Annotated in this window: 18 protein-coding genes and 1 tRNA gene; 16 read left to right on the forward strand and 3 right to left on the reverse strand. The window is 36.0% G+C overall.

What is annotated here, in order from left to right:
* Positions 1–8: 8 nt before the first annotated feature.
* The 15 genes from HGC4_RS12255 (at position 9) to HGC4_RS12325 (ending at position 17,359) form a co-directional block, all read left to right on the forward strand.
* Complete coding sequence (locus HGC4_RS12255; RefSeq protein ID WP_050710431.1) at positions 9–389, forward strand: VOC family protein; 381 nt, start codon at positions 9–11, stop codon at positions 387–389.
* 154 nt (positions 390–543) lie between these two features.
* On the forward strand, positions 544–1,068 hold the full coding sequence (locus HGC4_RS12260) for a GNAT family N-acetyltransferase (protein WP_050710432.1): 525 nt from the start codon (positions 544–546) through the stop codon (positions 1,066–1,068).
* Positions 1,052–1,624, forward strand: coding sequence for a Crp/Fnr family transcriptional regulator (locus HGC4_RS12265; RefSeq protein WP_050710433.1), 573 nt, complete (start codon positions 1,052–1,054; stop codon positions 1,622–1,624). Before HGC4_RS12260 ends, HGC4_RS12265 begins: the two co-directional genes overlap by 17 nt.
* Before the next feature lie 110 nt (positions 1,625–1,734).
* Positions 1,735–2,079, forward strand: a complete 345-nt coding sequence (locus HGC4_RS12270) for a cupin domain-containing protein (protein ID WP_050710485.1) — start codon at positions 1,735–1,737, stop codon at positions 2,077–2,079.
* Between the two features lie 7 nt (positions 2,080–2,086).
* On the forward strand, positions 2,087–2,479 hold the full coding sequence (locus HGC4_RS12275) for a tautomerase family protein (protein WP_050710434.1): 393 nt from the start codon (positions 2,087–2,089) through the stop codon (positions 2,477–2,479).
* 88 nt (positions 2,480–2,567) lie between these two features.
* Entirely contained in the window at positions 2,568–3,296 is a 729-nt protein-coding gene (locus HGC4_RS12280) for a helix-turn-helix transcriptional regulator (RefSeq protein WP_050710435.1), read from the forward strand.
* A gap of 43 nt (positions 3,297–3,339) precedes the next feature.
* Entirely contained in the window at positions 3,340–3,795 is a 456-nt protein-coding gene (locus HGC4_RS12285; protein WP_050710436.1) for a GyrI-like domain-containing protein, read from the forward strand.
* A 25-nt stretch (positions 3,796–3,820) separates the two neighbouring features.
* Complete coding sequence (locus HGC4_RS12290; RefSeq protein ID WP_050710486.1) at positions 3,821–4,405, forward strand: DJ-1/PfpI family protein; 585 nt, start codon at positions 3,821–3,823, stop codon at positions 4,403–4,405.
* Positions 4,406–4,486: 81 nt separating this feature from the next.
* A complete protein-coding gene (locus tag HGC4_RS12295; RefSeq protein ID WP_050710437.1) occupies positions 4,487–4,831 on the forward strand; it encodes a DUF1801 domain-containing protein in 345 nt (114 codons plus the stop codon).
* Positions 4,832–4,959: 128 nt separating this feature from the next.
* Positions 4,960–6,615, forward strand: coding sequence for a DUF6377 domain-containing protein (locus HGC4_RS12300; protein WP_050710438.1), 1,656 nt, complete (start codon positions 4,960–4,962; stop codon positions 6,613–6,615).
* Positions 6,616–6,873: 258 nt separating this feature from the next.
* The gene (locus tag HGC4_RS12305; protein WP_050710439.1) at positions 6,874–9,987 is read left to right on the forward strand and encodes a SusC/RagA family TonB-linked outer membrane protein; all 3,114 of its coding nucleotides are present in this window, start codon (positions 6,874–6,876) and stop codon (positions 9,985–9,987) included.
* Positions 9,988–10,001: 14 nt separating this feature from the next.
* Positions 10,002–11,690, forward strand: a complete 1,689-nt coding sequence (locus HGC4_RS12310; protein ID WP_050710440.1) for a RagB/SusD family nutrient uptake outer membrane protein — start codon at positions 10,002–10,004, stop codon at positions 11,688–11,690.
* Positions 11,691–11,701: 11 nt separating this feature from the next.
* A complete protein-coding gene (locus HGC4_RS12315) occupies positions 11,702–12,235 on the forward strand; it encodes a hypothetical protein (RefSeq protein WP_050710441.1) in 534 nt (177 codons plus the stop codon).
* A gap of 112 nt (positions 12,236–12,347) precedes the next feature.
* Positions 12,348–14,996, forward strand: coding sequence for a glycoside hydrolase family 2 TIM barrel-domain containing protein (locus HGC4_RS12320; protein WP_050710442.1), 2,649 nt, complete (start codon positions 12,348–12,350; stop codon positions 14,994–14,996).
* A gap of 29 nt (positions 14,997–15,025) precedes the next feature.
* Positions 15,026–17,359, forward strand: coding sequence for an alginate lyase family protein (locus HGC4_RS12325; protein WP_050710443.1), 2,334 nt, complete (start codon positions 15,026–15,028; stop codon positions 17,357–17,359).
* A 60-nt stretch (positions 17,360–17,419) separates the two neighbouring features.
* Here HGC4_RS12325 and HGC4_RS12330 read toward each other — a convergent pair whose 3' ends face one another.
* Positions 17,420–18,286: a helix-turn-helix domain-containing protein gene (locus HGC4_RS12330; protein WP_157258268.1), complete on the reverse strand. Its 867-nt coding sequence runs from the start codon at positions 18,284–18,286 to the stop codon at positions 17,420–17,422.
* Between the two features lie 285 nt (positions 18,287–18,571).
* On the opposite strand from HGC4_RS12330, the gene hemH reads away from it, so the two are divergent.
* Positions 18,572–19,927 carry a ferrochelatase gene (gene hemH / locus HGC4_RS12335; protein ID WP_199327765.1) on the forward strand — a complete coding sequence of 452 codons (1,356 nt, stop codon included), beginning with the start codon at positions 18,572–18,574 and terminating at the stop codon, positions 19,925–19,927.
* Positions 19,928–20,204: 277 nt separating this feature from the next.
* On the opposite strand, the gene HGC4_RS12340 is transcribed toward hemH, so the two are convergent.
* A tRNA-Lys gene (locus HGC4_RS12340) sits at positions 20,205–20,277 on the reverse strand.
* Between the two features lie 118 nt (positions 20,278–20,395).
* A complete protein-coding gene (locus HGC4_RS12345) occupies positions 20,396–23,191 on the reverse strand; it encodes a TonB-dependent receptor (RefSeq protein ID WP_050710445.1) in 2,796 nt (931 codons plus the stop codon).
* Between the last annotated feature and the right edge of the window lie 215 nt (positions 23,192–23,406).

The raw sequence follows: 23,406 nt of genomic DNA on the forward strand, positions 1-23,406 counted from the left end.
GACTTAGTATGAAATTAAACATCCAAAAGATCAATATTGTTATTGATTGTGCCGATGCCGGAGTGATGGCAAATTTCTATAATAAATTACTCGGGTGGGAGTGGACTCATCCTCATGCAAACGGATGGGCGGCAGTAACCTCTCCAACAGGTGCTGTTATAGCCTTTCAGGAAGTTGAAGGATATGAACCTCCTGTGTGGCCTTGGGAAAAGGGGAAACAAGGTCAGATGTTACATCTCGATTTCTTTGTAGAAAATCTGGAGGAGGCAGTACAATATGCTGTTGAATGTGGAGCTAAAATCGCAGATGTGCAGCACTTCAAAACTTCAAGAACTATGTTTGATCCTGCCGGACATACATTTTGTTTGGATACAGATGAGCCTGAATAGAATAGCTATAAACTGGAAACTTGATTATATTTATCTTTAATAATACAGCAGTTTACCCTTTGCGAAAGGTGACAATAAAAGAGATCAAAAAAAGTGTCACTTTTATAACCTTTTTTAATTTGCTAAAAGTTAGTAATCCAATAAGTAAGATTCTATGGATCAGTATATTTTTAAGACCGAACGAATAGGTTTTTCCGTATGGCACAAGAGTGACACTGAGGCGGCAACTTCTCTGTGGAGTAACCCTGATGTAATGAAATTACTTTCTGCTACGGGAATATATACTTCCGAACAAATCGCCGAAAGATTGGCGAGAGAAATCCAAAACCAAAAATTATACGGTGTTCAGTACTGGAAGCTTTATGATCTCGAAACCTCTGAATTTATGGGGTGTTGTGGTTTGAAGCCTTATCACGACGAAACAGATATTTACGAACTCGGGTTTCAATTACTGCCTGACTTTTGGAATAAAGGCTATGCGTCGGAAGCTGCCCGATTCAGCCTTAACTATGCATTAGAAGTATTAAAGGCTCGGAATATTTTCTCAGGGCATCATCCTCAAAATGAATCTTCTCGTAAGTTATTGACAAAGCTGGGATTCAAAGCCTTTGCTACTGAGTTTTATGAACCCACAGAATTAGTTCATCCTTTATACAGCTATTATGACGTCACTCCATAATATTATTACAGAGAAGCTAAAAATTTCCGAAGCACATTCCGAAAGGTTGTTAGCACTTTCAGAAATAAAATCCTTTTCGAAAAAAGACATTCTCTTGAAGGAAGGCAAGGTCTGCACTTTTATAGGTTTTGTTGAAGAAGGCGTGTTGCGATCGTATCGGGAGAAAGAAGGGGAGGAGTTTATCAGCGATTTCTATGTGCAAGGTTCTTTTATCACTTCTTACCGAAGTTTCTTGAATGCCGAGCCAAGCGTAGGAATTATACAGTCATTGACTGATTCTAAAGTTTTGCTGTTATCCCGAGCTAATTACGATCTATTACTGAATGAGTCTACCGATTGGTATAAATGGGGTAAGTATATTGCAGATATTCTCTTTATAAAGAAATGTATCAAAGAGACATCGCTTCTGATGGATTCGGCTTTGGAAAGATACCGTTTATTACTGAAGACTTATCCACAAATAGAACAGTATGTTACACAATATCATATAGCCTCATATCTGGGAATAAAGCCCGAATCGTTGAGCCGACTGAAATCTCTTAACCTACATCAATGAAAATTAGTTAGCTTACTGCATATCTTTGTTAGTATAAACAAATAGGTCTGATAATGAAAAACTTATATTTATTACTGTTTGTTATACTTACATTAAATTGCAGTAAAGTTATGGCACAAGTAAGCGTTTCGAGAAAAGACTTATTAACTGCTCAACTACAGAAACAAGTAGTTTCGAGAGTTGAAATAAAAGAGATAACCATTCCCGCAGGAGGAAAGGCTAGCTATCATCTGCATCGTTGCCCTGTTGTGGGCTCTGTTGTCTCAGGCTCTGTTCGCTTTCAGATCGAAGGTCAATCCGAGCAAATTTTAGAAGCAGGCTCAGCGTTCTATGAACCTAAAGACCAACCTATCCTCAAATTCGATAATGCTTCGGATAGCATTCCATTGGTATTTATAGCCTATTATCTCTTAGAGGATAACGAAGATATTATAACCATCTTACCTACTAATTGATACAGCTATGCCATTTGTAAGAATCAGTTTACGTAAAGATCAATCGTTGGAAACAAAGAATGCTATTTCGGAAAGTATTCATAAATCGTTGATTTCTCAATTCCATATTCCTTTGGACGATTACTTTCAGGTGATCGAAGAATTGGAACAGTATCAGATTAAATACCCGAAGAGCTATTTGGGGATACCTCATACCGATGATATTGTCTTTATTCAGATAACGGCAGGAGCAGGCAGAACCGCCGAACAAAAAAGCCTGCTTTATGCTGAAATAGCGCAGAGGATATCATCTGCTACAACTATCAAACCGGATGATATTATAATAATACTTGTTGAGAATAACGGTAGCGAGAATTGGTCATTCGGACAGGGAAAACAATTTAGAACCCCCATATTGTAGGCAAATTTTATAGAATGAGTATCTTTGATAGGCGACTACATAAATAAAATAGTAAACAGGTCTGAGACCTCCAATATTGAAATTAGAAATGTTTCATCAAGATACTTCCCGATTATCCCGCTTAACCGCCATTCTGATATTGCTGCAATCGCGTCAGATTATCACCTCTACATTCATAGCCGATAAGTTTGGGATAAGTACCCGTACCGTTTATCGGGATATCAAAGCTTTGGAAGAAGCAGGAGTTCCTATCTTGACGGAAGAAGGCAAAGGCTATTCGCTGATGCAGGGCTATGCCATACCTCCTGTGATGTTTAGTGAGAGCGAAGCTAACGCATTGATAACGGCTGAAAAAATAGTGATTAACAACAAAGATCAATCGTTTGTAAAGAACTATACGGAGGCAATTACTAAAATAAAGGCGGTACTTAAACACAATACCAAGAGTAAAGCCGAACTATTGTCGGAGCGTATTCAAATTCGGAATAATTCGGAAGGAAAGACTACAAGCGATTATTTATCTTTACTACAGTTGGCAATTACTAATCTTCAATTAATAGATATTTCTTATACTTCGGAAAATAATGAAGCCACGGAAAGGATAATTGAGCCACTGGCTTTATATAGTACATACGAAAATTGGATACTGATAGCTCATTGCAGGTTAAGGCAAGAAAAACGAGCCTTCCGGATAGATCGAATAAAAGAGTTGAAGGTATTATCAGAGAACTTCGAACCTCATAACTTTACTTTTCAGGATTATTTCGAGGAGTGCAAAGTAAAATATCTGGCTACCCTTGACACAGGGTTGTCATAACGATGGGTTTTCTTTGCAGAGAATCATAAAAATTGAAAGAAAAATGAAAACAACAATCGAAAAATTCTTCGTTATTGGCATCTCAGTAAGAACAACCAACGAAGGAGGTCAGGCAGCAAAAGATATTCCACAGCTTTGGGAGAAATTTATCACGGAGAATATCGCGGCTAAGATACCAGGTAAGGTGAGTGATAGCGTTTACGGAATATATACCGAATACGAGGGCGACTATACTCAGCCCTACACCACGGTTTTAGGGTGTAAAGTAAGTAGTTTGGATAATATTCCTGATGGGTTTATCGGTTTGACTATCAAAGCTGACAATTATGAAAAATATACAGCTAAAGGTAAAATGTCTGATGATATTGTTTATAAGAAATGGACTGAAATCTGGCAATCGAATCTAAATAGAACATACCTTGCCGATTTCGAAGTTTATGGAGAGCGATCTGTAGATATGGACAATGCAGAAGTTGATATTTTTATATCAGTCAAATAATAACAAATATTTTAAAGAGTTTATTATGGAAAAAAAGAATGTCTATATTTATCTTTTTGACGGTTTCGCTGATTGGGAAATTGCTTTCCTAACACCAGAGCTTAAGAAAAATAAAGAAATCAATTTATTAACCGTTTCGACTGACGGTAAACCTGTAACCTCAATCGGAGGTTTAGAGATAATACCAAACGTCTCATTAAATAACATTGATACATCTAGTATCAGTATGTTAATATTACCTGGAGGTTTTCTTTGGGAAAATAGTAATCCACACGAAGTTGATATTGACCACTTGGTAGAAAAGGTCTATCTGAATAAAGTGACAATAGCTGCGATATGTGGTGCTACAGTATATTTAGCACGTAAAGGGTACTTAAATAATATTGAGCATACCAGCAATGATTTAAACTACTTGAAAGCTATTGCCCCTGAGTATAAAGGGGAAATGTATTATCAAAATCAATCAGCGGTATTTTGTAACCATATCATTACTGCCGGTGGTATTTCTCCTATCGAGTTTACACAAAAAGTTTTAGAGGGATTAGAATTTGATGGTAGTTATATTGATAAATGGTTTCAGCTTTTTAAGAATGGTATTTGGAGTGAATAAGCGTTTATCTCTTTGAGTGATTTTAGACAGACTCTATTTCAAAGAGAAAATTGAATAATCTGCAATTAAAAACCGTTAACTATGCTTCGACCTATCGATGAATTCTTTTTAGAGCATGATGAGGACACTAACAGTTGTCTTCAATTCCTGCGAGAGCATATTCTCGCTTTCGATGAGAATATAACCGAAGCATGGAAATATCAATTGCCTTTCTACTATTATAAGAAGAAGCCGTTTTGCTATTTTTGGATACACAAAAAGTTCAAACAACCCTACATCGGTATTGAAAATGGTGGACTCTTAGATCACCCTCAACTGCTCAGAGAAAATAGGGTAAAGATGAAGATCTTATTAGTTGATCCAACTAAGGATATTGATCTGGAAACGATAAACACTATTCTAAAAGATTCACGATCTTTATACTAGGGATAAAGATCGTGTGATTGACTAAATTATATTATCATCTCTTTTCTTATCTTTATCTTCGATAACCTGATAATCATAGGCTAAGTTCTGATCGTGATAAGAGATCTTAAGTCTCAATCTAATATAATATGAAAAAAATATTTATTCTTTTTACTCTCTCTATTTGGGGGATTGGTTTGATGTCTGCCGCGGACAATGAATTAGACTCTTTACTAAAAGCTTTGGATGATAAAGTAAAACAGGATAAAACCTATGTAGAGTTAAAAGAAAATAGGATAAAAGAATTAAAAAATAAGAGAACATATCAGAATATAGATAAGAATGAACTCTACTTATTAAATAAATCGTTATACGAAGAGTACAAAACTTACATATCCGATTCGGCACTCTACTATTTAAATAAGAATTTGGATATTAGCTATTCTTTAAATCAATCTGAAAAAATAAATGAGACCCATATTGAAATTGCAAGACTATGTTCTACTCTGGGCATGTATTGCGAATCTTTTAGTGCGATTGGCAAAGTCTCAAAACAGAATTTAAATAAAGAGCAAATAGCAGAATACTATTTATGTTATAAAAATATTTACGGAGGACTGGCTTTTTATACTCAGAACCAACGAAGTAAGAATGAATATTGGGGGCAATACAAAATATACGTAGACACACTGTTTCAGATATTAGAGCATAATTCTCCCGAATACTTAAAGTTAAAAGAGACTATTCTCCGGCAAGAAGGGCGTGTGGAAGAGGCTCTCGCAATAAACGATCTACGATTGAACCTTACCCAAAATGGAAAAGAAGATTATGCTCTTATTACTTTTCACCGATCACTCCTATATCAGAAGAATGGCGATATTCTGAATCAGAAAAAGTATCTATGCCGAGCAGCAATTTCTGATATTCAGTCAGCAATAAAAGATAATGCAGCCATTTCGATGTTAGCTAACATACTTTTTGAGGAAGGAAATATAAACAGAGCATACGATTATATTCGTTTCTCTTTAAGTAATGCCAATATATACAACACTCGTCTGCGTGCATCGGAAATATTGAATGTACAAACAATCATAGATCAGGCATATCATGAAAAAAGCGAACATCAGAAAGATAAGCTGAGACTTTATGTCATATATATAAGTGTCCTATTAGTCTTGTTGTTGGTGCTTATCTTCTTTATTTATAAACAAATGAAGAAAGTAGAAGCTATGAGTATTCATGTGAAGGAATCTAATGCTCAATTGAAAAATCTTAATGTTGCCCTGCAAAATATGAATGAAGAGCTTCAAAGAACCAATATGGAAGTTGTTGAAGCCAATCAGATAAAAGAGGAATATATTAGTTACTTTCTTCATCAATGTTCTGAGTATATTGATAAGATGGATGCTTACCGCAAGATGGTTAATCGTAAGATAAAAGATCGTGAGATTGATGAGTTATATAAGATTACTAAAAACAACAATCTAAAAGAGCATGAATTAAAAGAATTGTTTCGAAACTTTGATACTATGTTCTTACATCTGTTTCCTGATTTTATCGAAGAATTCAACTTATTACTTCAAGCCGAAGAACAAATTATACTCAAAAAAGGAGAGCTAAATACCGAACTACGTATTTTTGCTCTTATTAGACTCGGAATTAGTGATAGTTCGCAGATTGCAAGTTTTCTTGGATACTCAGTAAATACAATTTACAACTACCGTGCTAAGGTTAAAAACAAAACCAAATTTTACAGAAGTGATTTTGAAAATCAAGTTCGGAAGATAGGAACCTTCTCGAGGTAGACAACCCCTCCCGTTTTCTCGTTTTTTCACTTTAATAGCCTTCATTCTTGTATATAGACTCTATATGCAATCCACTTTTTTGTGTATCCTCCTATTTTATACAAATCAATATAACAGACATTTACATTACTTTTTGGATCTTGTCAATTCACTAATTACCCACTTAGACAAACATAAGAATAATATCCCTCCTATTTTTGTTATCAGTAAGAGCAGGCCTTCTCCGAAAAGTTAACAATAATCAAAAATCTACTATTCATGAAAAAGAATCTATCAAAAAGATTAAAGAAAAGCTATGTCTTCGTTTTTCTTCTGCTTCTCTTTCACGTAAGTCTTTATGCTCAAAACACAACGATGACCGTTCGAGGACGAGTTATAGATGATGCAATGAAAGAACCCTTAATAGGACTTACTGTACACGAGAAAGGAACAACAAACGGAACGCTTACAGATATTGATGGTAACTACACACTTAACACAAAATCGGGAGCTACACTGGTATTTACATTTCTAGGTTATATTCCACACGAAGTCGTTGCTAATAAAAGTCAGATAAACGTAACGATGAAAGAAGACTCCCAAATGCTAGACGATGTAGTCGTTGTAGGTTATGGGACTCAAAAGAAAGTAAACCTTACGGGATCTGTTGCAGCGATAGATGGATCTACTATTTCTTATAAATCTTCATCCGATGTATTATCAGCAATGCAAGGTGAAATGCCGGGTGTCGCTGTTTTAAGATCGGGAGGACAACCCGGAAATGAAACTTCGGGGGTACGTGTTCGCGGATTTTCGTCAGCCAATGACACCAAAGCACTAGTTTTAATAGATGGGGTTGAAGGTGATATGAATCTCTTAAATCCTAATGATATAGCTAACATATCGGTCTTAAAAGATGCTGCTGCAAGCTCAATCTATGGAGCTCGGGCTGCTGCCGGAGTAATTCTTATAACAACAAAATCGGGAGGTGAAGGTAAAGTACGTATTTCGTACAACGGATACTTTGCAGTAAATACTCCGGGACTGATGCCACAACGTTTACCATCATGGGAAGAACAGAAGTTTATTAATGAATCTCGTATAAATGCGAGCGGTGCACCCGAATGGAATGAAGAGCAATCGTCTTGGGTAGGTAATCCTAACTTTAATTACCGCCCTAATAATACAAATGGTCGCTGGGATTTCTTTCAAGCAACAAACTGGATTGCCGAAGGAACAAAAGATCATACTAGTCAGCAAAATCATGGAGTTTCGATCATGGGTGGAAATAAAGAGTTGAACTATTTGGTATCAGCCGGATATTTCTCTAAAAATGGAATATTAAAATATGGTCCAGACAAAAACGAACGCTATAACTTAAGGGTTAAACTTAACTCGGAGTTAAATAAATATATGAGCTTCGGCATAAATGCAAGTTATAACGGGCAATTTATGGAAGCAAATTCTTATAAACCCGAAAATATCTTAGAACGCCTATATAGAGTACGAGGACGTCAGCCAATTTATAATCCAGAAGAAGATATCAACTTTAAGACTAATCCTTATAATGGAGATTTGCAGGTGAATCCTATTGATTTAATGAGAAATGGAGGAAGTAACGAAGAGCGGTACGAAGCTTACATGGGAAGAGGTGAATTGCATATACATAACTTGGTAAAAGGACTTCGATTCCAATTAAGTGCTTCTCGACAATCTGGCTATTTTAATAGTAAAGTCATAAAACGTACATTAACATGGTACGATCGTTTGGGTACAACTATACGTTTCCAAGAAAACAACCCAAATTCACTAGAGAAAAAGAAGAACTACGATTATCATAACAACTTTGATGCTCTAGCCTATTACGACTTTAGTTTAGGTAAACAGAGTTTCAATATTCTGGTGGGAACTTCTTATGAAAACTACCGAAAGGATGAAGTGAAAGCCATAGCTAAAAATTTGAATTCGAATGATTTCTTTTCGTTTAATGCCTATGATTCTTCAATACCTACAAATACACAGTTGAGCGATCTTGTAGAAACTTGGAGTATGATGTCATATTTTGGCAGAATAAACTACAATTACAATAACCGATATCTGTTCGAAGCCAATGTTCGATATGATGGAAGTTCACGTTTATCGCAAGGCAATCGTTGGAAAGCTTTCCCTTCGTTCTCTGTCGGATGGCGTATCAATGAAGAAGATTGGTTTAACATAGACAAAATTGACAATCTGAAGTTTCGAGCATCGTGGGGACAATTGGGTATAGGGGGCATTGTAGGATTTTACGATTATTTACCTCTGCTCAGCGATGGCTCAATCATGGGAGACAAATACTATTATCAAGAAAGACTGGCAGCTAAAGATAAAAGTTGGGAAGTAGTATCAACAACCAATATTGGATTTGATGTTGATCTTCTATCCTCTCGTCTGAGCTTTGTTGGTGATTATTATTGGAAGACTAATAATGATATGCTTATTGAATATAACCTGCCTAACCTAGTAGGCGTGAAAGCTCCATATGGTAACATCGGGAGATTGAAAACCTGGGGATGGGAGTTTCAGGTAAATTGGAGAGATAAGATAGGTGAGGTAAAATATCAGCTGGGTTTCAATCTATCCGACAGCGAAAACGAACTCGTTAAACTCAATGGAGCTAACACAATATCAGCCGGTTCTAAGAAATTTTTGGAAGGATACCCATTAAATACCATTTGGGGATATCAGACCGATGGATTCTGGTCAAGTAGAGAAGAATACCTTGCTTATAAAAAAGCAAATCCCGGTTATGAGTCATTCAATGATGCGAATGTAAGCGGGGGCGATACCCGATATGTTGCCCAAGGAGGTTCTAATCATACTATCGGTGCCGGAGGCGGTACACCGGAAGATCCGGGAGATCTTATTTATCTCGGTAATTCTAATGGGCGCTATCTATATGGATTGAACATTGCATTACAATGGCGAAATTTCGACTTTTCGATGTTGTGGCAAGGGGTTGCAAAACGTAAGATTTTGATTGATACAGGTACGATTGCACCATTCCAATCAACAGCAAATATGCCATGGACCATACATCGTGATTACTGGACCGAAGATAATCAGGATGCATATTGGCCACGTTTATACAATGGAAATGCATTCAACTATCAACCCTCAGACAAATGGGTACAAAATGCAGCTTATATACGTCTCAAAAATGCTCAGTTTGGGTATACTGTACCCGTTAAAAAAACAGTTATTGATAAGTTGAGAGTATATATTGCCGGTGATGATATTTGGGAACACTCAGATCTGTTATCCGTTTTCGATCCGGAAGTAACTAATGATGCGAAAGCAAGTTACTACCCATTCTTCCGTAGTTGGACTGTTGGTATTAATGTTACATTCTAAATTGTAAGATAATTATGCAAAAGATATATTTATTATTAATGGTTTCTGTTCTGTTCTTTTCGTCTTGTGACTTAGATAAAGTTCCGGAAACCTCTTTAACAGACGTTGCATTCTGGAGAACTGAAACCGATGTACGTGGGGCATGTAATCGTATGTATGACGAGTTAGCAGGATTTACCTATATGTCTAACACTAGTAACAATGGAGGTAGAGTTTATCATGATACTCGTTCCGATGAATTGGTGCAAACCTCAGCAAATGGAGTTTCGGCAGGTAGTCGTACTGTACCAACTACTTCTTTAAATGATTGGACTGATCCATATACTCGTATTTTTACAGCTAATAATATATTAGAGAAAGCTCCAAATTCGAACTTAGAAGAGGCTACATTGAATAGATGGTTAGCTGAAGCTTATTTCTTTCGGGCTTATTATCATTTCTTGTTAGTAAAACTGTATGGTGATGTTCCGTTGGTTCTAAAAGCAGTGGCTGATCCTAACGATCCGGCTATTTTTACCGGTCGTACACCTCGTGAAGAAGTTATTCAGCAATGCTATAAAGATTTGGAGTTTGCAGCACAATGGTTACCAACCAGGGCTAAATTGGCCGAAAAAGATTGGGGCAGAGTTACTCGCTCGGCAGCATTGGGTATGATTGCTCGCATAGGATTGTATGAAGGTACTTTTATTAAATACCATAAGCTTGGCAATGCTTACAGCACACACCTTAAAAAGTCGATTGATGCGACAGAATTATTAATGAAAGAAGGGCACGATCTTTATCCTGATTTTCAGAAACTATTCACTTTCAGTGGTGAAGGACCTAAGAATCTAGAAAATGTTTTCGTAAAAGTATATGGTCCTAATGGAGCAGGAACAACAGTTCATGGTAATTCGAGAGAAATGGAAAACCGCGTTTCAGTAACCCGACAAATGATAGATTTGTTCCTTTATAGCGATGGATTGCCTCGAGAGAAGTCTCCTCTTAAAATCTCTCCGGAGAAAAGCTTTGATGACGCTCTGGCAAACAGAGACCCTCGTTTAAAGATGACAGTTTACAGCTTAGGCGAAGATGCTTATAAAGGAGCTTATATTCCTTTTGTTCAACAACACGGAAATGGCTATTCATTGAAGAAAGGTTTTATGTTGGATGAGTGGGTAACAGTTTATAAAGAAACTGTAGATAAAGCAATTATCCGCTATGGAGAAATACTGATTTCTTACGCTGAGGCGTTATACGAACTTAACGGATCAATAAGTAACGATCAACTCGATAAAACCGTGAATAGATTACGTACTAGAGCCGGATTTAATGTAAAACTGACCAATGATTTTGTTACAGCTAATGGCTTAAACATGATTGATGAAATTCGTCGCGAACGAACTGTTGAATTACTGGACGAAGGTTTCCGCTATGATGACATTATTCGCTGGAAAATTGCAGAGGTAGTACTTCCTACTTATATTATTGGAGCCAAGTTTGTAGATTCAGAAACAACTAAAGTGCGTAAAGATTTACAAATGAGACTAACGGATGCAAACGGAAAATTGAATGGACAACAAGCGTATAACGAAGCTGATATGTATGTTATTGAATTAGGAGGCGATCGAAGATTCGATCCTGAAAGAGATTATTTATATCCGATCCCTCTGAATGAAGTTGCTCTTTCGAAAGGAAATATTACTCAAAATCCTAATTGGTAAAAAAAAGACATATGAAAAAGATATTATTAATATTATTGGCAATAATAGCTACATGCTCATTTACAAGTTGTAGTGATGACGAATGGAGTGATGGAGACCCAGCAATGGAACACATCTATTATATCGGTTTTCAAGATTGGGGAAAACTGAAAAATGATGTTGTATTCAACATAAAGCAGGGAGAAACATTGGCTATACCAATTCAATTTCATAGTGAACGGGTTCGTTCATACAATGTGGTGACCTATTACTATGTATCAGGAGCATTAATAAGAGGAACAGATTATCAGATAGTAGATGAAGCCGGTAAGGTTTTAGAACCTGATGCAAACGGAGCATTTACGACTGATTGGCCTCAAGCAATAAAGGGGGTGAAAAATATATATGTAAAAGCTCTCAATGCCTCGGTCGGTTCATTTAATGTGCTAACATTCGACCCTAAAGATGAAATTACATATACAAATATCACAAATAGTATTACGAATGACTATGAGGTGAGATCATTTACTCAGAATTATAAAGTAACAGTCAATATCAAAAAATAAAGTAGTTTTTAAAGATTCTTTTATAGTTGAGTCAAGAAGAGGAAGGACATCATACCTAGTAAGTTTGTGTTCTGCCTCTTCTCTCTTATTTTTAATTTACAAAAAATCTCTGATGAAAAAAGTTTGTACAACATCACTCTATCGATTTACAATTGTGTTTATCTATTTATTTCTGTTTTCATTAACAATCGGTGCCCAACGAGATATAAAAACCATAAATGACGGATGGCGATTCCTAAAACAGGATGTAACCGATGCATCTCGGCTTGGTATAGACGATAAATTATGGGAAAGAGTATCGATACCCCATACTTGGAATAGTGATGCCTATACAGATAAAGCATATTACAGAGGGATTGGATGGTACAGAAAAAATATATACTTATCCGATGAATACAAGGACAAACAGTTATTTGTAAGATTCGATGCGGCTAATACTGTGGCTTCTGTATATGTAAATGGAAATATGGTGGGTGAACATCGTGGAGGCTACACTTCATTTACGTTTGACATTACCCCCTATTGTCTTATAGGTAAAGAGAATCTTATAGCTGTGAAAGTAGATAATTCGTTAACCGATGTACCTCCAGTTTCGGGAGACTTCACTTTCTTTGGAGGAATATATAGGGATGCTTGGTTAATATCTACACCTAAACAGCATTTCGAATTGTCTGACTTTGGTTCTAATGGTGTGTTTATTGACACCAAGGACGTCTCCGAATCTTCAGCCCTTTATACGGTGAGAGGAGCCATAAAAAATGATGAATCATTAGTAAAGAAGGTAGAAGTAGTTTATACAATAAAAGATCCACAGGGAAGGATTATCAAAACAGATAAGAACATCGTTTCTATTCAACCCAATGAGAAGAGAGATTTCTCTTATTCAGGCAAGGTCGAAAATCCACAACTGTGGTCTCCTGAGAATCCTAATTTATATGCGATTGAAACGGCTATTTATGATTCGAAGTCAAAAAAGGTATTAGATAAAATCAATAATAACACAGGTTTCCGCTGGTATAAATTCGATGGAAAGGAAGGTTTCTTTCTCAATGGAAAATCTTATAAACTGAATGGAATGTGCAGACATCAAGATCAAAAGCCGATTGGCAATGCTCTTACCGATGAAATGCACCGCAGAGATATGCAGATGATCAAAGAAATGGGGATAAACTTTATCCGCATCTCTCATTACCCTCAAGACGATGCCATACTCGAACTATGCGATAAATTGGGAATATTAGCATGGGAAGAAATTCCTATTATAGATATTGTTCCCGAGGATGCCAATTATTCGGTAAATTGTGAGAATATGCTGAAAGAAATGATCCGCCAGCATTATAATCATCCTTCCATTATTATGTGGGGATATATGAATGAAATACTCTTAGTAACACAACGAAAATTTAAGGGAGATGACCTTAAAGTAGCAACCGACCGAGCTTTGGCTTTAGCTAATCGTCTCGAAAAGGTTTTGAAAGAAGAAGACAAATTTCGTCCCAGTGTAATGGCTTTTCATGGAAGTGATTCATATAACAAAGCAGGCTTTAATGATATTGTAGATATTGTAGGCTGGAATCTGTATCAGGGCTGGTATTCCGACGGTTTCACCGGTTTTGAAAAATTTCTGCAAGAACAACAAAAGCAACATCCAGATAATCCTAAAATAGTTAGTGAATATGGAGCTGGATCCGACAAACGTATACACTCTTTGTTTCCAAAACGATTTGACTTTAGTGTGGAGTATCAGCAAGAATACATTGAGCATTATCTGTCTGTGATTGAAAAAGAGAAGTATGTAAGTGGCGCGACCTATTGGAATTTTATAGATTTTGGATCAGCTCTACGTGACGAGTCTATGCCTAGAATTAATAACAAGGGACTCGTTTATTCGGATCGAACACCTAAGGATGTCTATTTCCTCTTTAAAGCCTTTTATCGGAAAGATGTTCCCGTTCTTCATATTGCATCTCATGATTGGCAAAAAAGAACGGGTATCACTAAATCGGGAGAGCCTTGTGTACAGCCATTGAAGATATACTCTAATTTGACTGAGGTCGAATTATTTCAAAATGGTAAGTCTCTTGGTATAAAAAAATGTGAGAATAGTACTGCAACATGGCAAGTCCCTTTTATTACAGGAGATAATTTTTTGATGGCTAAAGGTTTATTTGATGGAAAACCGATAGAAACCGCTCTATCCATCTCTTTCAACTCAATACCCGAAATATTAGATGCTGAAAATTTAAAATCATTAGAATTAGCTATAAATGCAGGAAGTTCTTCTTTTTATACATCTCCCGAAAGTGGGTTGACTTGGTTACCTGATAGAGAATACTCTGCCGGAAGTTGGGGCTTTATTGGTGGCAAACCTTATCAAACGCAAGGAGAGATTCTTGCAACAGCAGATAATCCCTTATATCAGAGTTTAAGAGAATCGCCGGATCAGTATCGCTTCGATGTTCCCGCAGGCAGATATGAAGTAGAACTATCATTCTCCGACATATTCACACCTAAAGAGAAGCTTGCTTATGATCTAAGTGAGGGTACGCAAGATTCTTCTGAGAATGAGAGCATCTTCGATATTGCTATTAATGACAAAGTTGTAGAATCGAAAATAAACCCTGCTAGAAGCTCTGGATTTTATGGGCTCGAAAGAAAGAGGTTCATCATAGAAGTTGGAGAACAGCATTATATCGAAATAAAGTTTAGATCTTTTTCAGGAAAATCATTTGTGAATGCTTTAAAGGTTAGAAAGTTATAATTATATTGATCGTTTAAACCTATTAATCTATGAAAAAAACACTTATTCTATTTTTCGTTCTATTAGGGATAATACCCTACGCTAATGCTCAATGGATATGGGATATCAGCAAAATGACATCTGTAAAAATGGATATCAATTCACTCACTTATTCAAGTGCATATAGGTCACTTTTGAAAGATGCCGACCGAGCTATGCAGAAGAAATCTGTATCGGTGACTGATAAAACGCCTATTCCTCCCAGTGGAGACATACACGACTATGTAAGTCTGAGTCGTTATGTTTGGCCAGACTCTACAAAGGCAGACGGATTGCCCTACACTCACAGAGATGGGCAATCTAACCCCGAGTTGGAGAATTATGATAGAAACCCTTTAGGAGAAATGGCTAATGCTGTAAATACATTATCATTGGCTTATTTCTTTAGCGGTGATGAGCGTTACGCAGAAAAAGCAACAGAGTTTCTTCGTGTCTGGTTTTTGAATGAAAAGACAAGGATGAATCCAAATCTCAATTACGCGCAATTCATCCCAGGACTTAATGATTCGAAAGGTCGTCCTATGGGATTAATTGATACCTATTCGTTTGTTGATATGTTGAATAGTGTAAAACTTTTGGAGAAGTCAAAGAGTTATACTCAAAAAGACAAGGAGGGTTTGCAAAGATGGTTTGCTGAATTTACCGAATGGTTTGAATCCAGCGAACAAGGTATTGGTGAAAATAATGCTAAAAATAATCATGGTTTAGCATACGATGTTCAACTCGCAACCTATTTCTTGTTTTCAGGAAATGAGAAGGGTGCAAAACGAGTTATAGAGGAATTTCCGACAAAACGTATGTTTGCACAAATCGAACCTGATGGTAAACAGCTACAGGAACTACGGAGAACATTAGCGTTTGGATATTCAGAGTATAATATTCGTCATATGATCGATATGTTTGCAATCGCAAAATACTTTGGTAAGGATTTACATAAAATGGAATCGTCTGATGGCAGAAGCTTTTATAAAGCGGTTGACTATCTCAGTTCTTTTCTGGGCAAAGATGTTTCAAATTTTCCTTATCAGCAAATAAGCGGTTGGGAAGCTAAGCAACAAGAGCTATGTGAAGATCTTTTTCGTATTGTTGACCTTGATCCATCCAAGCAAAATTATTTGGCACTATATAAGAAATACAGCAAACAAAAAATGTCGGATCGCAACAGGCTCCTTTTTGGTGCACCCGATGTAATAGATGAGGTTTTCTCGTTTACTACTCATCAATACAATTATGCTTTTCAATGTATGGATAAAGCTTTAGCGATGACAGATAAAAAGAATCTGGTTAATCCTCGTACAGTAGAAAAAGATGGAAGTCTAAGAATGGTGTCTCCACGCGATTGGTGTTCGGGTTTCTTTCCCGGAGCACTTTGGTATGTATATGGATATACTAAAGAAAACGAATGGAAAGAAAAAGCGAATAAACAATCTCTATTAATCGAAGGTGAGAAAATGGATAGAAGTACTCACGATTTAGGATTCAAGCTGTTTTGTTCTTTCGGAAATGGTTATAAGTTGACTAATGACAATCATTACAAAGAAGTCCTTTTACAATCTGCTGAGACTTTGTCGAAAAGATTTAATCCTAAAATAGGGGCTATTCGTTCGTGGGATCATCATCGAGACCAATGGCAATTTCCGGTAATTATAGATAATATGATGAATTTAGAGCTTTTGTTCTGGGCAGCAGAAACCTCGGGCAATAAAAAATATTATGAGATAGCGGATAAACATGCCCAAACAACTCTGAAGAACCATTTCAGAAACGACTATTCATCTTACCATGTGGTTAGCTATGATACGATATCAGGGAAAGTGGAAAAGAAACAAACTCATCAAGGATACTCTGATCCCTCTGCATGGGCAAGAGGTCAGGCTTGGGCATTGTATGGCTTTACTTTATCGTACCGTTATACAAAGAATGTTGATTATTTGAAGTTAGCAGAGCAAGTAGCTAAGTTTATCTTCTCTAATCCTAATATGCCTGCGGATATGATTCCTTATTGGGATTTTAATGACCCCGCTATCCCCAATGCACCGAGAGATGCTTCTGCTGCGTGTATTATTGCTTCCGCGCTATATGAACTTTCAGAATATAGTGTAAACAAAGCACAATACACAACATGGGCTGATACAATACTAAGTAGCTTGATTGATAATTACATGGCTCAGGAGGAAACAACACAAGGTTTCTTATTATTACATTCAACGGGTAATTACCCTTCATCGGATGAGATAGATGCTCCTATTGTATATGCCGATTATTATTTCTTAGAGGCTTTGTCGAGAAAAAAGAATATAGAAAATAATAAAGCTTTATATTGAGGTTGTGAGTTAATTTGCAGAATTTACACAAAAGGGGAGTGCTATTAAGTACTCCTCTTTTTATATATTTCTATACTGAAAGGGAGTTATTCCCGCAGTGTCTTTAAAGCATTTTGTAAAATAAGAAGCATCGTTGAAGCCCAGATTTAGGGCAATATCTCCAATGGGTGTATCTGAGTATTTTAATTGAATTTTGGCTTCCAATATCCTTATTTCATTTAAAATTGTATTCGCTGTTCTTCCCGTAGTCTGCTTTACCGATTTATTTAAATGATTAGGTGTTATATTCAACAGTGAAGCATAAAAATCCAGATTTTGGTGTTCACTTATATGTTGCATCAATAAATCATGGTACTGTTTCGCTATTCTAAAAGATTTTGAAGGATAGGGATCAAGTGCGCTCTCTGAAAGAATTTTTCGGGTTTCGTAAATAACAGCTGTTATGTAGGTTCTTATTAGTTGATAATCTATATCTACGTCATTATATAATTTAGATAAGCTTTCAAAGCAAAATAGTATTCTCTCGAAAGCAATTGTTGGTAGCCTCACTGGATAGCGACGCATAAAACTATTGATGTATGCAAGCTCATATTCCAAGCTGTTTTTTATGTGTATGCAATCTAGAAACTTTGTATTGAAGTAACAATAGAACCCTTTTACTGTATCTGACAGTGGGTGTAAAAAGGTAGTTTGTCCGGGTAAAGAAACATATAGCTCTTTAGGATTTATTTGAATTTGTATAGGATCAGATTCTCTTACAAGAAAACCTTGCGTTACAAATAGTATTTCATAAGTATCTTTTCTTTCTGTATATGCATCTTGGAATGATTGTTCTTTACAATTATCAAGAGAAGCTACAAAAAAATAGTCAGAGCAACTCTTTCGTTCTTTATTCTCTTTCAAGGAGTCTACATTCTGCTTTTTCACACTATAAAAGATTATTTGTTCTGTTTTATAAAGATAGAACAATTCTAAATAAGAGAAACTATTTGAATAAATCCCAGGTCGTCTTTTAATCAAAAATGATTGTTTATTACTATTCTTATCACTTATTTTGCTAATCGATTATATCTATATATTCTAACTTTGTATTACATTGTAGCGTAGGTTCTCAACCCGAAATGTGTCTCTGTTTGAGTAATTATTGTATTTTATATTTGTATCTACTCTCTTACTCTCATAAATTTCAGTAAATTGTAATTCTAAAATAAAATGTTTGAGAAATTTAAGATAAAATGGAATATTTATTCCAATTGGCAATTAACCATAATCTTCATCGTATTTTCGGTTACGGGTAGTGCTGCCATGGTTGTGCGAAAGTTTGTATTCGAATTGATCGGTATTACCTCCGACACATCTCTTTGGATAAAAGTTCCGCTTTATATATTGATTTTGATTCCTGCATATCAGATATTATTGATAGTTGTGGGAACTATTTTCGGACAATACCGTTTTTTCTATGAATTTCAGAAGAAAAGTATAGGACGTTTTTACAGAAGAACGAAAACAGAAGATAACACCAACAAACAAGAAGTGACAATGAATAATTCCGTGAAAAATAATGAAACAGCTGTATTACTGCTGAATTTGGGAACACCTGATGAGCCTACTGTTAAAGCAGTACGTCGTTATTTGTTTCAGTTTTTTAATGACAAAAGGGTGATTGATTTGCCATGGCTTTTTAGAAAGATATTGGTGAATTTTATCATCGTACCTTTTCGTGCACCTAAATCAGCCAAACTATATCAACAACTATGGACAAAGGAGGGGTCTCCTTTATTAATAAACACGGTTGAATTAAAAAACAAACTCCAAGAAAAGTTAGAAGATAAAGCTTCTGTTTTTATGGCTATGCGTTATCAAAATCCATCTATAAGAGCAACTCTAAATTCAATTCGTAAAGAAGGATACAGCAAGATCATTCTTCTACCTCTCTTTCCCCATTATGCATCGTCAACAACCTCTTCGGCTATTGAGACTGTGTGGGATGAAATCAGAGGTTGGAATGTAATTCCGAGCGTTCATATAATTAATCAATTCTATGACCATCCCGGATTTTTAGATGCTTTTGCTCAACGTATATCATCATATAATCTTGATGATTACGACTTCGTTCTTTTCTCTTATCACGGATTACCGACTCGCCATACAGATAAAATTCATCCAAAAATATCCACAGCTAGCTGCAATTGTGATGAGGTTATGCCCGAGCATGGCAAGTTTTGTTATAGAGCAACTTGTTATGAGACAACTCGTCTTTTAACTCAACGATTGGGCTTATCTAAAGAACGCTACTCAACGTCATTTCAATCACGGTTGTCTAACTATTGGTTAAAGCCTTTTACGGATGCTACATTGGCTGAACTTCCTCTTAAGGGAATTAAGCGTGTGTTAGTGGTTGCTCCGGCATTTGTCGCAGATTGCCTTGAAACAATTGTTGAAATTGATTTTGAATACAAAGAGCTATTTGTTGCCAATGGAGGTGAGAAACTAACTATGGTAGAAAGTCTTAATGCAGACGATCGATGGGTAGATGCTGTAAAAGATATGGTGTCAGGTTATATCTAATCATATTTGACTTATAATATACATCTGGGGTGCGACTTTATTGCTCTCTTTTTATTATCCTGAAAAATTATTCATCAGTCAGATAATATTAAGGATGATTTCCAGCTTAAATAATACGGCTTAATTCTGATTGAGAATTAAGCCGTATTATTTTTCTGTTGTATATATTGTTTGATATTTTGAGGGAACTGAAGCAGCACCTACCAATATAATTTTTTGTTAGAAGATAAATAAAACAAAAAAACTCTCAATTTCTTGAAAATCTTTTTTTGTTTAGTGATCCCGCTGGGGTTCGAACCCAGGACCCCATCATTAAAAGTGATGTGCTCTACCAACTGAGCTACGGAATCTACCTATTTGCTTTTCTTGAAAGCGAGTGCAAAGGTAGTATAATAAATTATATATCCAATAGCGATTAGGAAATATTTTATGAAAATATTATTTTGCTCTTCATTTCTGGCATTCTTTTTATAGTCGACGAGAAGGTCGTCCACCTCCTCCGGGAGGTCCAAATCTAGGGCCGGAGTCGTTATTCATATCAGTCATTTTGGCTCCACCTTTGAATATTTGAAAACGATAAATGAAGCTTACCATGAAGTAGCTTTCTAAAACATTCGTAATACTTTCACTCACAGATTCAGTTTGGAATGATTGGGATATATTCGTCTTTTGATGCAATATGTCGTAAACACTAAATTTGATTGTGCCATTTTTTGCTTTAAATATTTGTTTTGACATAGATGCATTCCATAGCCATTCATTTAGTTCAAATCCTTGAGTTGTTCCAGCATTCGCGGAATAGTTTAAATCTGTATCCACGACAAAATTATAGGGCAAATACCATGTTGTATTAAAACTTCCTCCATAATTATAAATTGTACGATCTTGAAGATTTCCTAAGCTATTGTCAGTTGTAGTATACCTAATATTTCCTCTAAGCCCGAAATCGAATAGATCAGATCGATATTGTAGACCTAAACTCTCGGCTAGATTGAGGGTATTTGCCGTGTTTTTTCCAGAATCAATATATCCATTCTTTCGAGCGTAGTTCCCGAAAGTCATAGAGTTTACTGAGAATTTCTTATTTCTTAAAGGGCGGTTCATTATCAATCTTAGATTTGTACTCCAATTTCCATTTATGTTGTCAAAAGTGCTTTCTTGTCTCCCTCCTTCAAAAGAATAGGTTCTGGCAACAATATCATTTGATGCAAAATCAAAACCTCCAAATACCATAATTGCGCTAGCTTTTTCTGGATTGAATTTCTGGTAGCGGAGTCTGAATCGGTTGGTAAATGTCGGTTTTAGATTTGGATTACCATAGCTAATATTTAGTGGGTCAGATTCGTCTCTTACACTTGATAATTGTGTAGTTGATGGTTGAGAGGTTGTTCCCGAATAATCAACGCGGAGGTTATGTCTCTTATCCCATAAATAATTGAATTGTGCTACTGGAGCATAATTAAGTACATTATTAGATATCTCGGCACTTTCCTTGGGAGTAATAACCCAGTTGTCCATTTTCGAGGGTTGTAGCATAACTCCAAGGGTGTAATTGTATTTGGCTCTAACCGATTTGAAGTTAATGCCTATTTCTTGATTTATGAAGTCGTTTTTTAAATTTTTTGTAGCTGTAGAATCGACGATTGTATAATTGTCTGAACCATCATTTTTATATGTATTCTGATCTGCTACCGAGTAGTTTTTTCTAAAGCTATAATTAAATTGAATGAAATTATTTCTTCCGATAGGTTCTACGTAAGATAAATATGCTCTCCAATTATGCCCATGATTATCTTGGTTTGTGCGTATGTCGATAAGAGAGATGGAGTCGGGGCTGGCACTTTGTCTAGTTGTTTTCTTAGACCAATTTTCTATATCATTATCCAGCTTATTAAATCCCCCAGATAGACTAAAGCTAATTACCCTTCCTTTTTTACCTAACTTGCGGCTTACCTCTAACCTTGCATTTACTGACTTACTTTCTCCTTCAGAGAAATAGGTTGATTTACCCCAGTTTATACTGTCATTAGTATTTTCATAAGTACTAAGGAAGTCGTTTATATTAGAAGCTTTATTTTGTCCATATTGTAAATTAGGAGAAAAGATTACTTTGGTTAAAGAGTCAGGTGTCCATTCGAAACGAAAATCTACACCTATATTATCACTTTTGTTTATGCCTGTACTGTTTGTATTCTGAAATAAGTTACCCCTTGGATCATTGGGAGTAAATCGCTCTACATGTCTGTTGGTAATTACATCATTCTCTGTTCTGCCTATACGAGAGTTTCCTCCCCATTTGAGCTTGTCGGATGGCGTCATAGAGAAATTGAAGCCTCCGCTGGTCGATTTAATGATACCATTGCCACCTCCAAAGTTGATGCCGCTGGGGCGAAACCCTCTGAATGTATTTCCCGCATTATCTGTGAAACCTTCATTGTTTGTATTGTTTGATCCACCCATCAATGTAAATTGATTGTCGTTATGCATGTAATTAGCTATTCCACTAAGACCGTATCTGTCGTCACTACCTAATCCACTGGTCGTACTTCCGTACAATCCTTGTTTCATATTTTTCTTTATAGTTAAGTTGATAACTGTTTCATCATCCCCATCATCAAAGCCCGTCATTTGCGACATATCCGATTTTCGATCTAATACTTGTAACTTATCAACCATTGCTGCGGGTAGATTTTTTGATGCAACTTTGGGGTCGTCGGAGAAAAATTCTTTACCATCAACTAAGATTTTCTTGATTTCTTTACCATTGATTGTAATTTTTCCTTCCGAGTCAACTTCTGCTCCTGGCATCTTCTTCAATAAGTCTTCTACTACTGCACTTGGTTGCACTTTATAAGAGTCGGCATTGTATTCAATTGTATCACCTTTTATTGCAATTTCGGCAGCTTTAGCTGTAACAACAGCTTCGCTAAGCATAATGCCGTCTGCGCTTAAAAATATATCATCCATTACAACAGACTTTTTGCTTGCGTCTACGTTTACGAATGCTTCTTTGTATCCCAGGTAAGATACGCTTATAATATATTTACCGGGGCTAATACTGACAATAAATTTGCCAGCATCGTCAGTTGCTAAGCCTTGAACATAGGTGCTGTCTTTTTCTCGTAATATTCGTATCCCGGCTTGTTCAATAGGGTCATTGTCTGCTTTGTCTAAAACAGTTCCTGTAATTCGTATATTGTTTTGTGCAGCAAGAGACAATAGAGATATTATTGCCAAGGTAAATGCAAGCAGTATTTTTTTCATTGACTAAAAGGCGTTATTATTGATCGATAGGTATCATTAACATCATCAGACCAAGATTCTATTAAAAGGTTTAATTCTAAATCTTCTTTTTTGTGTTTTTTTGTAGAACCTTCGCAATATCTCTACATTTACGAATTATTAAATCTTCAGAATAAGCTAAAAATTATTTATTAGCTAAATTTGGATTTTAAACGAAAACTGCTTTGTTTTAAGAT

It is taken from the genome of Dysgonomonas sp. HGC4, assembly GCF_001261715.1.
Classification (GTDB): Bacteria; Bacteroidota; Bacteroidia; order Bacteroidales; family Dysgonomonadaceae; genus Dysgonomonas_A.

Coding starts and splice junctions, on each gene's coding strand:
- HGC4_RS12255 (WP_050710431.1), top strand. CDS start 9: ATGAAATTAAACATCCAAAAGATCAATATTGTTATTGATTGTGCCGAT.
- HGC4_RS12260 (WP_050710432.1), top strand. CDS start 544: ATGGATCAGTATATTTTTAAGACCGAACGAATAGGTTTTTCCGTATGG.
- HGC4_RS12265 (WP_050710433.1), top strand. CDS start 1,052: ATGACGTCACTCCATAATATTATTACAGAGAAGCTAAAAATTTCCGAA.
- HGC4_RS12270 (WP_050710485.1), top strand. CDS start 1,735: ATGGCACAAGTAAGCGTTTCGAGAAAAGACTTATTAACTGCTCAACTA.
- HGC4_RS12275 (WP_050710434.1), top strand. CDS start 2,087: ATGCCATTTGTAAGAATCAGTTTACGTAAAGATCAATCGTTGGAAACA.
- HGC4_RS12280 (WP_050710435.1), top strand. CDS start 2,568: ATGTTTCATCAAGATACTTCCCGATTATCCCGCTTAACCGCCATTCTG.
- HGC4_RS12285 (WP_050710436.1), top strand. CDS start 3,340: ATGAAAACAACAATCGAAAAATTCTTCGTTATTGGCATCTCAGTAAGA.
- HGC4_RS12290 (WP_050710486.1), top strand. CDS start 3,821: ATGGAAAAAAAGAATGTCTATATTTATCTTTTTGACGGTTTCGCTGAT.
- HGC4_RS12295 (WP_050710437.1), top strand. CDS start 4,487: ATGCTTCGACCTATCGATGAATTCTTTTTAGAGCATGATGAGGACACT.
- HGC4_RS12300 (WP_050710438.1), top strand. CDS start 4,960: ATGAAAAAAATATTTATTCTTTTTACTCTCTCTATTTGGGGGATTGGT.
- HGC4_RS12305 (WP_050710439.1), top strand. CDS start 6,874: ATGAAAAAGAATCTATCAAAAAGATTAAAGAAAAGCTATGTCTTCGTT.
- HGC4_RS12310 (WP_050710440.1), top strand. CDS start 10,002: ATGCAAAAGATATATTTATTATTAATGGTTTCTGTTCTGTTCTTTTCG.
- HGC4_RS12315 (WP_050710441.1), top strand. CDS start 11,702: ATGAAAAAGATATTATTAATATTATTGGCAATAATAGCTACATGCTCA.
- HGC4_RS12320 (WP_050710442.1), top strand. CDS start 12,348: ATGAAAAAAGTTTGTACAACATCACTCTATCGATTTACAATTGTGTTT.
- HGC4_RS12325 (WP_050710443.1), top strand. CDS start 15,026: ATGAAAAAAACACTTATTCTATTTTTCGTTCTATTAGGGATAATACCC.
- hemH (WP_199327765.1), top strand. CDS start 18,572: ATGTTTGAGAAATTTAAGATAAAATGGAATATTTATTCCAATTGGCAA.
- HGC4_RS12345 (WP_050710445.1), bottom strand. CDS start 23,191: ATGAAAAAAATACTGCTTGCATTTACCTTGGCAATAATATCTCTATTG.